Below are 14907 nucleotides of genomic sequence, written 5' to 3' on the forward strand. Positions count from 1 at the left end.
GACTTGACCTCCAAAATATTGAACGGGATAAGGGGTACACGCAGCGTTTCTGTGCACGGAGAACAGTCCGGATATCAAGGAATTCACCTCGGAGCAGTTCACCCGAGCTTCCACTCGGAGCGGCTCTTCCCGGCCTCCCGCGAGTGATTGCAATCACACTACAAACGGGGAGCATCCAGTCGGTGTTCACTTTGCACTTTCTTGATCCGTCCGTTTGGGCGTAAAGCACTACCCCTCTCGACGCGCACTCCGAGCGCAGGGGCAAAAAGGCCTTTGCCTTCTTCGGGATAAGGGGAGGCTCTCTATTGGCCGCTTTTGTTTTGCCTCTTGGACTGGAGAAGCCGCCGGCCCCGACAACTACGGTGCCCGCACGGCACCGCTATGCACTCTGCCCATCTGGCTGCAGCCCAATCATGCAGTATGTCCACCAACTTGATCGGCGCCTTATGTACCGTGATCTCCCACACACAAACTTCCATTCCATGAGGAGATACACGTGCCGAACTACAGAGTGTCGATGGACATCGGCGGAACCTTTACGGACATCGTGGCGTACGATCAGGACGCCGCAACCTACGCGGCTACGAAAGCGTCAACGACGCCGGGAAACCTGAGTGCCGGAGTCATCGCAGGCCTCGAATCCATAGTTGAAGATCTATCGGACATCGAGTTCCTGGTCCACGGCACCACCCAGGGCCTGAACGCGTTCCTGGAACGTCGGGGGGTTCCCGTGCTGCTGTTGGCAACCGCCGGCATCGAAGATACCTATCACATCGCCCGCGGCCCCCGTCTTGAGCTCTACAACGCCCAGTACCGCAAGCCTGCCCCGCTCGTCGAGCGCAAGGACGTCGTCGGCGTCGGTGGCAGGCTGGACAGCCAAGGCCGGGAACTCCGGCCGTTGGACGAACTGGCGGTCCGCCAAGCGGCGCGCCGGGCAGTCGAGGAGGGCTACGGCGCCGTCGCCGTTGCGTTCCTGTTCAGTTACAAGAACCCCTCGCACGAGCTGAGGGCCCGCGAAATCCTGCTCGAGGAACTCGGGGAAGAGTTCACAGTCTCCCTCTCGCACGAAGCAGCCAAGGAATGGCGCGAATACGAGCGCACGTCTTCCGCCGTCGTCGAGGCTTACACAGGTCCGGTCGTACGCAACTACCTCCTGGACTTGGAAGAGAAGCTCGCTGAGCGGGGAGTGGAAGCCCCGTTGCACATCATGCAGTCCTCAGGCGGCGTGCTCACCGCCGAGTCCGCCCGCAAGCGCCCGTTGCAGACCCTGCTTTCCGGCCCCGTCGGCGGTGCGATGGGTGATGTCGAACTGGCCGGTGTCTCCGGAAACCGCAACCTCATCGGTGTGGACATGGGCGGCACATCCTTTGACGTTTCCTTGGTGGTCGACGGCAAGCCTGACGTCTCCACGGAAGCACACCTTGAAGGCCTGCCGATGCTCATGAGCGTCGTGAACATCCACACCGTAGGCGCTGGCGGCGGCTCGGTCGCTTGGCTCGAGGCCGGCGGCCTCCGGGTGGGACCGCGTTCCGCAGGAGCCAACCCCGGACCCGCCTGCTACGGCCGCGGCGGGACGGAACCCACCGTAACCGACGCCAACCTGGTGCTCGGACGAGTCGACCCCGACTGGTTCGCCGGCGGACAGGTCGCCTTAAACCGTGAAGCCGCGATAACAGCCCTCAAAACCGTCGGTGACCAGCTCGGCCTGGACCCCATCGCCATGGCGGAAGGCATCTGCGACGTGGCCAATTCGCAGATGGCCCAGGCCATCCGGACCATCACCATCTCCCGAGGCATCGAACCCCGCGACTTCGCCCTCGTGGCCTTCGGCGGAGCCGGACCCATGCACGCCGTCTTCCTCGCCAAGGAACTCGGCATTCCGGAAACGGTCGTTCCCCGCTTCCCCGGAGCCTTCTCGGCCTGGGGCATGCTGCAAACCAGCATCCGCAAGGACTTTTCCGAGCCCTACTTCTACCTCGACGAAGACATCGACGTGGCAGACATGGCCGGCATCCTGCGCTCGATGGAAGTCGAAGGCCTGACGTCACTGGTCTCGGAAGGGGTCCCGGAGGAAAGCCGCACCACGACGGCGTCCGTGGACGTCCGTTATCAATCGCAGGAGTTCTCCCTGAACGTTCCCCTGGCCTCCGCTGACGAACCCGAGTCCCCGGATTTCGTCGCCAACCTCGCTGCCCGCTTCTCCGCGATGTACCACGAGCGCTACGGCCACTCCAACCTCGGCGCCCCGATCGAAATCGTCACGCTGCGCACGCAGGCCGTCGGCGACCTGGGACGGCTGGAAGCTCCCAGTTACGTCACCGCAAAGGGCGCGGAGTTCAAGCACGAAGTCCGCCCGGTGATCTTTGACCACATCGAGCAGGACACCATCGTGGTCCGCCGGGACGACCTCGGCGCCGGCCACACATTCGAAGGACCGGCCATCATCGTGGAGCAGACCGCCACCACGGTGGTTCCCCCCGGGTTCAATGTCAAGGTCGACGAGTTCGGCTCACTGGTCATCCGCTCTGAAGACGTCGAAGGAAACTGAGGTACCAACAATGACAATTGCAGCAGTCAAGACCCTGGATCCCGTTACCGTGGAAATCATCCGCAACGCGCTCACCAGCGCCGCGGATGACATGAACGCCACCCTGATCCGTTCCGCGTACTCACCCATCCTCTACGAGGGCGGGGACTGCGTCGTGGCCTTGCTGGACACCGAACACCGCGTGCTCGGGCAGTCCGCCGGCCTGCCGCTTTTCCTGGGCAACCTCGAAACCTGTTCCATCGCTGTGGAGGAGATGTACGGCCGCGCGGTTTGGCAGGAAGGAGACATCTGGATCCTCAACGACTCATACCTGGGCGGCACCCACCTGAACGATGTGACCCTGTTTGCTCCGATCTTCGACGACGGCGCGGTGGTCGGATTCGCGGCCACGCGTGCGCACTGGATGGATATGGGATCCAAGGATGTCGGCGGCTCGATGGACTCGACGGACATCTTCCAGGAAGGCTTCAGGATGGGGCCGGTCAAGCTGGTCGAAGCCGGAATCGAGACTTCGGTTGTGGAGCTGATCCGGACCAACGTGCGCTTCCCCTACCAGACCATCGGCGACATGCATGCGATGATCGCAGCCCTCCGGATGGGGACCACCCGGATGAAGGAGCTCGTGGACAGGTACGGCATGGAGCAACTGGATGCCGCCCGGGATGAGATCTTCCGCCAAACCGAGGAAATCGAGCGCGCGACCGTCCGGAACATCCCCGACGGGGTCTACGAGGCTGAAGGTTTTCTCGACAACGACGGCATCGATCTGGACACTCCCATTCCGATCAAGCTGCGGATCACTGTCGCGGATGACACGGTTGACTTCGACGTCACCGGATCGGCCGACCAGACCCTGGGCCCGGTCAACTGTGGTGCTGCCCAGGCCGTCTCGGCCCTGCGCGTGGGCTACAAACTCCTTGTCAGCCCGGAGTCCAACTCTAATGGCGGTTCCTTCCGGCCAATGACCACCCAAGTGCGGTCCGGCTCGGTGCTCGGGGCCGTAACACCTGCCGCGTGCCAGTGGTACTTCTCCCACCTTGGGCTGCTGATTGACCTCGTCTCCAAGGCGATGGCCCCAGCTATGCCGGATCGCGTGGCCAGCGCCAGCCACGGCGACTCAATGATCATCACCGCAGCCGGTTTCGACGCCCGCTTCGGACGGAACTTCGTCACCATGGAGGCAACCCTGGGCGGCTGGGGTGCCTGGCAGGGCACGGATGGTGAGTCAGCCATGATCAACAACGTCAACGGCTCCCTCAAGGACCTGCCCATCGAGATGCTGGAGACCCGCTACCCGTTCCGGATCAACGAGTACTCCATCCGCCCCAATTCCGGAGGGCCCGGGCAGTACCGCGGCGGCAACGGCGTGGTGCGCGAATACGAATTCCTGGCCGACTGCGTGGTGGGGCTCTGGTTCGAACGGTCGAAGACCCCCGCCTGGGGGCTCTTCGGCGGTTCAGACGCGATGGGCCCGGAAGTTGTGATCAACCCCGGCCGGGTTGACGAGGTCCGCGCGCTGAAGGCGAACGCCCGCAAGGTCAAGGCCGGCGACGTCGTCCGCCTCGCCGTGGGAGGCGGCGGCGGCTTCGGCGAGGTCTCCAAGCGCTCCCGCGAGGACGTCACCTATGACATTGTCAACGGTTTTATCACCGAGGACTTCGCCAAGACGCACTACGGCTACTAGACACCATCGCCATCTGATGGCCATCAAGAACGGAAAGGACTTTATGAGTTCCCAGTTTGAATCCTTTGACGACGTGTACGCTCACGCCCTGAAGGCAGTCGGCGTCACTCTCTTTACCGTCTCTGTCGTGGCGGACGACGGCGCCAGCATGGCCCGCGTCTACACCACCCATCCCCGTGTCTACCCTGTGGGCGGGAAGAAGACCTTGGCCGGGGATACGAACCAGTTGTGGCTTGAACAGGTGATTAACGGGCAGCAGCCGTTCCTAGGGGCCGATAAGGAAGCGGTCCGCTCGTTCTTTTTTGACTCGGCAACCATCGAGTCATTGGGCTGCGGGGCTATCGTGAACGTCCCGGTCGTGAGCAGTGGCCAGACTATCGGATCCATGAACTTCCTCGGCCCGGAGGGCAGCTACGACCAACGTTCGGTGGATGCAGCGGTTGACCTCGCACGGCGGTCTGTCGGGCTGCTCGAGAAAGCACTTACCAACGCCAACTAGTTCCTTCGCGGGGCGGCACATATTGGGGGCCGCCCCGCGAGGGACCACAGGAAGGAAACACCCGTGACCTCTCAAGGAAGCCTGACAATACGGAATGCCCTGGTCTTCGATGGTGAATCACCCGAGCTGCTTGAGGGCTCCGTCAGCATCCGGGATGGCCGGATCACCGCCATAGGGCGGGAGGTGGAAGAGACTGGTGCCGTGCTTGACGCCGGCGGCCGAACCGTGATTCCAGGACTTATAGATGCGCATTTCCATGCTTACGCACTCAGCCTGACTTCCGCCAGGAACGAGACGGGGCCGCTGAGCTATTCCGCACTTGCCGGGGCTAGGCGCCTCGCGGCTGCGCTGCTCCGGGGGTTCACTGCCGTCCGTGACGTGGCGGGCGGTGACGTTGGCCTTGCCAGCGCCATCGAGGAGGGCCTGTACCCCGGTCCGCGCTACTTTTTCACGGGACCGGCGTTAAGCCAGACTGGCGGCCACGGCGATATCCGGGCCGCGAACGACGGAGCATGCTTCCATGGCGGCCATATGTGCGAAGTGGTGGACGGCGCCGACGAGCTTCTGCGGGCTGTGCGTCACCGCTTCCGGACCGGTGCCTCTGCGATAAAGCTCATGACCTCCGGAGGGGTCGTCTCACCGGTCGATCCGATTCGGGTTCCGCAGTACAGCGCGGAGGAAATCCGGATCGTAACGGACGAGGCGTCCCGTCGGGGCAGTTACGCGACGGCTCACGCCTACTCGCCCGAGGCCATTCGCCATTCTGTACTTAGCGGGGTTCGCTGCATCGAGCACGGCAATCTGCTCGATGCAGAAACCGCGCGGTTAATGGCTGACAACGACGTCTATTTGGTTCCCACCTTGGTGACCTACGAGGCGATGGAACGGCGTGGAGGGGAAGTCGGCCTCACCGAAGTGGGAGCGGCCAAGAACCGGGAAGTGCTAGAAGCAGGGAGGAACGCTGTGGCGCTCGCTAGGGACGCCGGGGTCCGGATTGGGTTCGGAACAGACCTGATGGGTGAACTCGAGGATGAGCAACTGGCCGGACTCCGCCTGCAGTGCGAAGTGCTTGGCGTTTACGGCGCCCTTCGGTCGGCAACATCAACCAACGCCGCCCTGCTTCTGCGCGATGACCTGGGAAGGATTACGGAAGGGTCCTGTGCGGACCTGGTAGTGCTGGACGGGAATCCCTTCCACGACGCCTCGATCCTGTGGGACGAAAGCAAGGCGCGAACCGTCATCAAGGACGGGCAGGTCATCTCCAGCGGTGCCCTTCGGATCGATGCGGACCTAACGTTGAACGTTCCGGTTGCCTGAGAAAGCCGGAAGGCGGACTCACTGACCCCATCGGCGTCCACGTCACCAGCCCTTTCGCAGCGTCTTTGTCGGACAGAGTTCCGCTCGGGATGACCCGCGAAGGCCTTCATTGAACACGTCTCAGTCCCGGAGGTTCGGCGCCATGTAAGTGGAGGAAAGGACATCAAAGGTCTGTGTCCGTCAGTTCCTCGAACCGCGCAATGGCCTGATTTCACGTCGGATGGGCAGCCGGGAGCCGTGGGGATCCGGGTGGCTTGCCGGGGGATTGGTGGACGCCATTGTGTAGGTTTTGGGATTCCGAAGGAAATGGCTGAGGTGCTTTGGGATCAAGCTTTCAGTTGGTCCTTCCCGAACCTAAAACACGGTGCAACGCGTGTACTGCCTGCGCCGCCGCGGCACGCATCTTGAACCCACACAGTTGGATCGAAGCCTAGCTGGCCAACATGCGGACGGTCCAGCGGCTCCATCGGCCATGACATGCTGTCGTGGTTTACTTCCGTCAAGAAGATCGGCCACGTCGCACCCGACTCCAAGCGGAAAAACGGGGTGTGCACAATGTGCACGCCCTCGCCGACGGACTGGACCGTACCGGGGTCGGACACCCGGCTCCGTCCCACCGCGGGCACAGTATTGTCACTGGTCAGGGGCCTGTTGTCGCTGAGCGTGGACTAAATGTTCCGGGTAGGCCCCTTCGGGGGCCTTTTGCTACTTCGAGCGCCTCGCCTTCCCGGGCTGGTCGGGGGTCTTGCTCCTTCACAGTGCCTCATCTCTTCACCCGTCGCCACCCGTTCCGGACACCCGAGCCTCGAAGCGATCAAAGGCCATGCCGCTGTCTTCTTTGAAACCGTGATCCGTCGGCGGTAGCAACCCGAAGGCATCGATTTGATCGCTACGACCGTCAAAACAAGTATATGTCGTTCTATTTACTGTCGTAAACAACTCGTGACATCATGGGCGTGATCCACCCCACATATCGCATCGTCAGAACAGAGGAACCCATGGAGCAGCTACTGCCAACGGCAACCAGAACCGAGGCCCCGCCGGCGTGGAAGGGGCGCGCGGTTCTCCTTCTTTGCTTTGTCACCATCGTCTTCGACGGATACGACCTCGTGATTTACGGATCGACAGTTCCCCCCATCCTGAAGTATCAGGAATGGGGGCTCACGACGGCACAGGCGGGTGTCATCGGCAGCCTCGCCCTCATCGGCATGCTCCTCGGGACGATGTCGGTCGGCGTCCTCACTGACAGGCTTGGCCGGCGTCGGATCATGTTGGCGAGCATTACGTTGTTTTCGATCTGTATGCTTGCCACAGCTTTTGCGCCGTCTGCAGAAGCGTTCGGCGCACTGCGGTTTCTTACTGGTCTCGGCCTGGGAGGCGTTGTCCCCACCTGTATCGCCCTGACTGTTGAATACGCCCGCAAAGAGCGGCGACAAATTGCCAATGCCGTGATGTTCAGTGGCTACTCGGTCGGCGGCGTCGGGGCTTCGCTTCTGGCAATCAACCTCCTGCCGCATATCGAATTCCGTTGGCTCTACGCCATCGGCGCCCTGCCGCTGGTAACCCTTCTGCCGGTGGCCTGGAAGCTGCTGCCCGAATCCGTGGCCTACCTCGCCCGCAGCGGCCGCACCGCCGAAGCGGTGGACACGGCAGACCGCTACGGTCTGGTCTATTCGGACATCGTTCCGTCCCGGGAGCCGTCTGAAGGCCGGACCCAAAAGTCCAGCCTCCGGACAATCTTCACCCGTAAGTTCCTGCTGTCGACCATCCTGTTTGCGCTGGCGAACTTCTGTGGCCTGCTTCTGGTCTACGGCCTGAACACCTGGCTGCCTCAGATCATGCGTCAGGCCGGCTTCAACCTGGGGGACTCCCTGACGTTCCTCCTCGTACTCAACGCCGGAGCCATTGTTGGTTCCGTGAGCGCTTCCATCATCGCCGACCGGGTCGGCATCAAGAAGGTTGTCACAGCCTCCTTCGTGGTCGCCTTTGCCGCGATCCTGATGCTGACGCTCCAACTGCCGCTTGGCATGCTCCTTGTGATCGTCGCCTTCGCCGGCCTTGGCTCGGTGGGAACCCAGATCCTCGTCGGAGGCTACTGCGCCACGCACTACCCGCAGTCCCTTAGCGCCACCGCCCTCAGTTGGTCGTTGGGGGTCGGGAGGGTCGGCGCAATCTGCGGTCCGGTCATCGGCGGAGCAGTCGCCAGCCTGGCACTCGGGTGGCAGCTGAATTTCTACATGTTCGCCGTCTTCGCGGTCATCGGCGCCGCGGTCGTGTTTGCGGTCCCGCGCAAGCTACGGCCCTGATTCAGAATTAGCGTCACCGGAGCGGTTGCGGGAACTGCCGCGGGGTGAAACGTCAGCGTTCAAGGAATCCAGGCGTGAGCAGGGACATGGGAGGCGTCATGACGCCTCCCATGTCCCTGCTCAGAAGTTTTCGCCCAGGCCTTCTTGACCGTGATCCTCTCCAAAGAGGCCGGAGCTACTACGCAGACGGAGAGTCCTGTTCCGGCTCAACACCGCGCGCCTAATCCTTCGGATATTGATATTCCAACAGTTCGTGATTGTAGTGCAGCAAGAACTCATGTCTGTAGTGAAGGCCTATCCAAGGGGATGCACAGAAGTCGTCGATCCCGAAGGCGCGCGCATAGGCTTCCTCTTTGCCCACGATCTCATCTGGCATACGCGGAGGAAGCGCTGTCGGAACCAGGCCAGGGAATGCTGTTCGATTTCTGCGCATGGTCTCTCCTCATCTTTGGAAGGTGCGTTCGGTCAGAAGGCGCGGAGGATGTCTTCGACCCTCTGTTTGGCGTCGCCGAAGAGCATTTGGGAGTTTTCCCGGAAGAAGAGGGGATTTTGGACGCCCGCGTAGCCCGCGGCCATGGAGCGTTTGAAGACGACGACGTTTTCGGCCTCCCAAACGCGGAGGACGGGCATTCCGGCGATGGGGCTGCCTGGGTCTTCTGCTGCTGCAGGGTTGACGGTGTCGTTGGCTCCGATGACGAGGACAACGGTGGTTTCGTTGAGGTCGTCGTTGATTTCGTCCATCTCCAAGACAATGTCGTAGGGGACTTTGGCTTCGGCGAGGAGAACGTTCATGTGTCCGGGCAGTCGGCCGGCGACCGGGTGGATGCCGAATTTGACGTCTACGCCGCGCTCGCGGAGTTGATGCGCGAGTTCCGCGACCGGATATTGGGCCTGTGCCACGGCCATGCCGTAGCCGGGGGTGATGACGACGCTGGAGGCATTGGTCAGCAGTTCGGCGGTTGCCTGGGCAGAGATTTCACGGTGCTCGCCGTAGTCAGTGTCTCCGGTCTTGGGGGCTTCGATGCCGAAGCCACCGGCGATCACGGAGAGGAAGGACCGGTTCATGGCCTTGCACATGATGTAGGACAGGTAGGCGCCGGAGGAGCCGACCAGGGCGCCGGTGATGATCAGCAGATCGTTGTTGAGCAGGAATCCTGCGGCTGCTGCCGCCCAGCCGGAGTAGCTGTTGAGCATGGAGACGACGACGGGCATGTCGCCGCCACCAATGGAGGCGACGAGGTGCCAGCCGAGCCCGAGGGCGAGGAGGGTGACAACGACCAGCAGCCACAGCTGGGTGTCGTTGACGTACCAGATGGTCAGGGCGACGAAGGCGGCCAGGGAGCCGAGGTTGATGACGTTCTTGCCCGGCAGGGTCAGCGGTGACGACTTCATCCGGGCGGAGAGTTTCAGGTACGCGACGATAGAGCCTGTGAACGTGACGGCTCCGATGAAGACCCCGATGAACACTTCGGCGTGGTGGATGCCTTGGAGGGCTTCGGGTAGTTCGGGAGCTTCCAGGTGTCCGTTCCACCCGACCAGCACTGCGGCCAGGCCAACGAAGCTGTGCAGCAGGGCGATGAGTTCAGGCATTCCGGTCATTTGTACTGCCCGGGCCCGCCACAGGCCGATAGCCGCGCCTACCAGGACCGCGATAAGGAGCAGGGCGAGACCCAAGAGGCCGGTGCCTGAGCCCCAGGCATCCTGGAGGGTCAGCCAAATGGTGGCTGCCAGGGCAATGATCATTCCTGAAATGCCGTAGATGACCCCTGCGCGTGCTTTTTCGTGCCTGCTAAGACCGGCAAGGCTGAGGATGAACATGAGGCCCGCAACGATGTACGCTGCTCCGGCCACGGATTCTGCGGTCAACAGACCGGCGGCGGTGTCGGTCACTGTGGTGCTCCTCGTGAGAATTCCAGTTGCTTCGTGTACGGTGCTCATCCCTGCGCCTTATTTCCCTTGGAGAACATCGCGAGCATGCGCCGGGTGACGGCGAAGCCACCGAAGATGTTGATGCTGGCAAGCAGGACGGCGACAGCGGAGAGGGCCTGCACAATGAGGCTTTCCGAGGTGATTTGCAGCAGCGCGCCGACGACGATGATCCCGGAGATTGCGTTCGTGACGGACATCAGGGGAGTGTGCAGGGCGTGGTGGACCTTGCCGATGACGTAGAACCCCACGACGACGGAGAGCAGCAGAACGGTAAAGTGCTGGGGCAGGGGAGCCGGTGCCACCGCGTTGATCCCGAAGAGGAATGCAATTCCTGCAGCGATAAGACCGGCCTTGCCGGCCGGGCTCAGTCCCGTCTTCGCTGCTTCGCCGGCAGGGCCCTCCTCTGCGCGTGTAGCGTCCGCTTGGGCGGCGGGTGCTGCGGAGACTTGGACGGGGGGCGGCGGCCAGGTTTTTTCGCCGTCACGCACCACGGTCACGGAGCGCTGGACTACGTCATCGAAATCGATGGTGAGCTGGCCGTCTTTGTCCTTGGTGAGGAGCTTGAGGAGGTTGAGGAGGTTGGTCCCGTACAGCTGGGAAGCCTGGGCCGGAAGCCGGGCGGGGAGATCCGTGTAGCCGAGGATGACGACACCGTTCTCCGTAACGATGCGTTCCCCTGCCACGGAGCCTTCCACATTGCCGCCCTGCCCGGCCGCCATATCCACGATCACGCTGCCGGGTTTCATTGCGGCCACGTCGTCGGCCGTGAGGAGTTTCGGTGCGGGACGGCCCGGGATCAGGGCCGTGGTGATGACGATGTCAACGTCACGCGCCTGCTCGGTGTAGATTTCCGCCGCGCGCCTGTTATAGGCCTCCGACGTTGCTTTCGCGTACCCGTCGGAGGACTTCATTTCCTCCTCTACCTCAACCTTGAGGTAGGTCCCGCCGATGGACTTCACCTGATCTGCAACCTCCGGCCGCGGATCAGTTGCCCGCACGATTGCGCCGAGGCTGCTCGCCGCTCCGATCGCCGCCAGGCCGGCGACGCCTGCACCAGCGACGAGGACCTTCGCCGGCGGCACCTTGCCCGCGGCGGTGACCTGTCCGGTGAAAAACCTGCCGAACTCATGCGCTGCTTCGATGACGGCCCGGTAACCCGCGATGTTTGCCATCGAACTGAGGACGTCCATTGACTGCGCCCGGGAGATGCGCGGTACGGCATCCAGGGCAAGAGCGGTGATGGGCCGGGCTGCCAGGGCCTCTACCAGCTCCGGGCGCAACCCAGGGCTCAACATGCTGATGAGAGTGGCGCCTTCTGCAAGGCGGTTGATTTCGTTTTCGGTGGGCGGATTGATCCTGAGCACCACGTCGCTGCCCCACGCATCTTCGGCACCTACGATCGAAGCGCCCGCCGCAGCATATTCTTCGTTCCGGAAAGACGCGGACTCTCCGGCGCCCTTTTCGACTACAACGTCGTAGCCCAAACCCAACAACTGCTTCACAGTGGCAGGCGTAGCCGCCACCCTCGTTTCGCGACCTAGCTCGGCCACAATGCCTATACGCGTCAATATTTTCTCTCTCTAGGATGTGGTGCCTGGGAAATACTGCATCTGCTGTGCCCGCTCGATGCGCGACCGATCCGATGCATCTGCGGTGCGGTTGAACAGGATCTGCTGCCTTGCTTCATCCAGACCGCTGGTCGAGAAGTGCTGCCGTAAATGGTTGCTGCACGTTGTCCCTCACGCAGTGCGATGAAGCGGACATGCTCCGTCTGCACTTCGCACGGACCTGCGGCAGACCCGGCGTGCCCACTCCAAGCTTCTCGGCCAGGGCCTCGGGGCGGTGCGGAACTTCAGGGCCGGGGCAGTTGCCCGTATAACAGTCGGCGGTCGCCCTGGTCGTAGCCTCGACACTTTGCGATGCCGTCGAAATGTCGATGTCGCCAAGATGGCAGGAAAACGCAGTTCCTCTGAATTTTCCAAGCGCCGCGGCCTGCGCCAAGCTGAAGGAGATCAGTGCCCGGCCATTCGAGATGGTGCGCGCGTCGGTGCATCTGGCTTACTCCTCATTGAGTCAACAAGCGATCCTTCAGCGGATCCCGACCCATCTTAGAATTGATATATCAAAGATTGCAATAAGATATATCTGCCGTCGGTAACGCTTCCGAGGGCATCCCACTGACCCTGCTGTCGGAGCATTTCTCCTTGATCTTTGTGAGGACATTCCGGACTGCGGGGGCCGGAAGGGCGATCCGTCATGCGGGATCTTCCGGACTTGCAGATGGGCACTGAACACCTGACCGACAAACAACCTGCTGGACCCGATGGCAAACTCACCGCCGGCGATTGGACCGCGAGCTCAACCCAGGGGATGTCGAGCGCCTGCTCGAGCTCTACGTTCCCGAATCCGGTTCCGCCGACTGGGGTGATACCTCTCTGCCCCGTGGGGTGTGGAGCAGTGCGCGCAACGTCTGGATGGTGTCGGCCTCCGCGGCCGTCTTGTCGTCACGATAGCGCTTGACGCGTGCGAACCGAAGGGCGATTCCACCGGGATAGCGGGGAGAGTGCTGGACGCCGTCGATGGCGATCTCGACGACGGTGACCGGCTGCGTCCAGACAGTTCCTGCCGTTCGCCGCACCCCCAGCTCCTGGAACCTTTCAGTCTGCCATTGCAGCAGCGCGTCGGTGAGGCCCTTGAAAGTCTTGCCCACCATCACGTAGCCGCCGGGTTCACCGAACTCGCCAACGGGGTCCAAGGCTCCGAGGTGCAGGTTCGACAGCAGCCCGGTGCGCCGTCCTGACCCCCATTCGCAGGCGAGCACCACCAAGTCGTAAGTGAGTACCGGTTTCACCTTGATCCAGTTCGAACCCCGGCGCCCGGCGGCGTAGGTCGAGCCCACTGCCTTCACCTTCCCTGTCAAGTTGAGCGTGTTGTTGGAGGCCTTCCATTTGAGGAGTTCTGTCGACTGCTGTGTCGACGGATGATCGGTTACTACGCGGGTGTCTGAAATGACGATGCGGTGGTCGGGGACATTGCGGCGGCAGCAGCGAAACGATCGCTCCGGTGTCCCCACACCGGACCGCCCTAGACGGGTGTTAGGGCGGTCCTGAGTGAAACCCAAGCAGGACCCTCCTGGCCGGTGAGAATGGGGTTGGCCCCGCACCTGCTTACGATGGTTTCTTTATGTTCTTGTCATGTCGACGATGGTCGCCGTTGAGACCAGTGATCGCATGATCTCGATGCCTTCGAGTACTTCAGCCGCTGAACTGAAGCCGTTGCTGCTGGCGAGCAGCTTTCCGTCGGGGGATGTGAGACGGAACGCATGCTGGCCTGAATCATCCGTGAACTGTTCGTATCTTCCAGTCACGGGGCTGTCCTGGGTTGTGTCGTTTGGCATCGCTTTAGGACAAGCTCGCGGCGATTGCGTCGAACGCCCGGATGGTGGAGAAGATCTTGTTGGCGTCCTGGGGCAGCGGCCAGCTGGAGAGTTTTGCGGCTACGAGTTGGGCGGGGCGGTTGATGTAGATCATTTGGCCGTGGATGCCCAGGCAGAGCAGGATGTCGTTGCCGGGGTAGGGAAACCAGATCTGGTTGCGGTACATCCCTCCTGGCATTCTGTTATCGCCCGGACTGTAGAGGAAGGCTTCCCGGGTGTCGGGGTCGCCCTGGAGCGTCTCGGCTATCCATTTGGGTGAGAGTACCGTTTCGCCCGTGAGGGACTGGCCGTCGTTAAGGAACAGGGATCCGAAGCGGACCAAGTCGCGCAAGCAGGCGTTGATACCGCCATCGAACATGCCGGTACCGACTTGGTCGGTGCCGATGGTGGCGTCATTTTCGGCGCCGATCCTGGTCCACAGGAGACGGGACATGAGGGTCGGCATGGGTTCGCCGGCTGCGGCTTCGCAGACCCACCCCAGGACATCGGTTTCGCAGGAGCGGTATTCGAAGACGCCGCCGTGGAAGGTTTTCTGTTGCAGGGTCCGGAGGTATCCGTACATGGTGGAGGGCAGCGCGGGGTCGATGCGTGGTGCCCAGCCGATGGCTTCCTCCAGCCGGCGCACCTCGGCGAGGGGATCCAGGTAGTTCTCTGAGAATGCGATCCCGGAGCGCATATCCAGCAGGTGCCGGACGGTGGCCCCGTCGTACCCAGACCCACTCAGCGACGGGACATAGCTTGTGATGGGGGCGTCAACGTCGAGGACGCCCCCATCCGACAGGGTCCCCGCGACGGCGCCGATGAGGGATTTGCTCACTGACATCAGCAGATGTGAGGAGTCGGCCCTCATGCCCCCGAAGTATTCCTCGACGATCAGCTTCCCTTGGTGAAGGACCGCCCAGCCGTCGGTGTCGGTGGCCTCGATCACCTGCCGGACAGTCGATGGAGCGCCTTCGGCTACCGGGGTGACGGGGATGGCGTCAAGGGTTGCCGGCTCGGGGGTGAGGATTGCGGCTGGTCCGGTTCCGCGTGAAATCACGGCTGTGGGAAGGAAATCGGCGATGTGCTGGAAGCTCCAGTGCAGGTGTTGGGAGGTTTGCCAGTTTTCCAGATCAATGCCTTCCGGGAAACCTCCCCCTGTGATGCCGGATAGGGGGTCTTCTGATTTGAGTGCCACGATGTCAAAGG

The 14907-nt window shown here is 62.3% G+C and carries 9 protein-coding genes and 1 pseudogene; 5 read left to right on the top strand and 5 right to left on the bottom strand.

Annotated elements, in window-relative coordinates; translation table 11 throughout:
- Window positions 1–496 precede the first annotated feature (496 nt).
- The 5 genes from D3654_RS03375 to D3654_RS03395 all read left to right on the top strand — a co-directional run bounded on the left by D3654_RS03375 (window position 497) and on the right by D3654_RS03395 (window position 8354).
- Complete coding sequence (locus tag D3654_RS03375; protein WP_245413065.1) at window positions 497–2548, top strand: hydantoinase/oxoprolinase family protein; 2052 nt, start codon at window positions 497–499, stop codon at window positions 2546–2548.
- 10 nt (window positions 2549–2558) lie between these two features.
- Window positions 2559–4232, top strand: coding sequence for a hydantoinase B/oxoprolinase family protein (locus tag D3654_RS03380; protein WP_120520120.1), 1674 nt, complete (start codon window positions 2559–2561; stop codon window positions 4230–4232).
- A 16-nt stretch (window positions 4233–4248) separates the two neighbouring features.
- The gene (locus D3654_RS03385; RefSeq protein WP_245413066.1) at window positions 4249–4731 is read left to right on the top strand and encodes a GAF domain-containing protein; all 483 of its coding nucleotides are present in this window, start codon (window positions 4249–4251) and stop codon (window positions 4729–4731) included.
- 63 nt (window positions 4732–4794) lie between these two features.
- On the top strand, window positions 4795–6048 hold the full coding sequence (locus D3654_RS03390) for a metal-dependent hydrolase family protein (RefSeq protein ID WP_120520121.1): 1254 nt from the start codon (window positions 4795–4797) through the stop codon (window positions 6046–6048).
- Between the two features lie 998 nt (window positions 6049–7046).
- The gene (locus D3654_RS03395; protein ID WP_120520122.1) at window positions 7047–8354 is read left to right on the top strand and encodes an MFS transporter; all 1308 of its coding nucleotides are present in this window, start codon (window positions 7047–7049) and stop codon (window positions 8352–8354) included.
- Between the two features lie 465 nt (window positions 8355–8819).
- Here the strand turns inward: D3654_RS03395 and pntB are convergent, their stop codons facing one another.
- From pntB to D3654_RS03420, 5 genes and pseudogenes are all read right to left on the bottom strand, one after another.
- Entirely contained in the window at window positions 8820–10292 is a 1473-nt protein-coding gene (pntB, locus tag D3654_RS03400; RefSeq protein ID WP_205571720.1) for a Re/Si-specific NAD(P)(+) transhydrogenase subunit beta, read from the bottom strand.
- Window positions 10289–11851 carry a Re/Si-specific NAD(P)(+) transhydrogenase subunit alpha gene (locus tag D3654_RS03405; protein ID WP_120520123.1) on the bottom strand — a complete coding sequence of 521 codons (1563 nt, stop codon included), beginning with the start codon at window positions 11849–11851 and terminating at the stop codon, window positions 10289–10291. The genes pntB and D3654_RS03405 overlap by 4 nt, the downstream gene beginning before the upstream one ends.
- An 824-nt stretch (window positions 11852–12675) precedes the next feature.
- Window positions 12676–13191, bottom strand: a pseudogene (locus tag D3654_RS03410) (ATP dependent DNA ligase); the annotation flags it as partial.
- A gap of 273 nt (window positions 13192–13464) precedes the next feature.
- Window positions 13465–13650: a YegP family protein gene (locus tag D3654_RS03415; protein ID WP_162943604.1), complete on the bottom strand. Its 186-nt coding sequence runs from the start codon at window positions 13648–13650 to the stop codon at window positions 13465–13467.
- Window positions 13651–13684: 34 nt separating this feature from the next.
- Window positions 13685–14896, bottom strand: a complete 1212-nt coding sequence (locus tag D3654_RS03420; protein WP_245413067.1) for a serine hydrolase domain-containing protein — start codon at window positions 14894–14896, stop codon at window positions 13685–13687.
- Window positions 14897–14907: the final 11 nt, after the last annotated feature.

It is taken from the genome of Arthrobacter celericrescens, assembly GCF_003614925.1.
In the GTDB taxonomy this organism is placed as follows: Bacteria; Actinomycetota; Actinomycetes; order Actinomycetales; family Micrococcaceae; genus Arthrobacter; species Arthrobacter celericrescens.

Excerpts from the sequence above, each read along its gene's own strand:
- D3654_RS03380 (WP_120520120.1), top strand. The coding sequence starts at position 2,559 with ATGACAATTGCAGCAGTCAAGACCCTGGATCCCGTTACCGTGGAAATC.
- D3654_RS03395 (WP_120520122.1), top strand. The coding sequence starts at position 7,047 with ATGGAGCAGCTACTGCCAACGGCAACCAGAACCGAGGCCCCGCCGGCG.
- pntB (WP_205571720.1), bottom strand. The coding sequence starts at position 10,292 with ATGAGCACCGTACACGAAGCAACTGGAATTCTCACGAGGAGCACCACA.
- D3654_RS03385 (WP_245413066.1), top strand. The coding sequence starts at position 4,249 with ATGGCCATCAAGAACGGAAAGGACTTTATGAGTTCCCAGTTTGAATCC.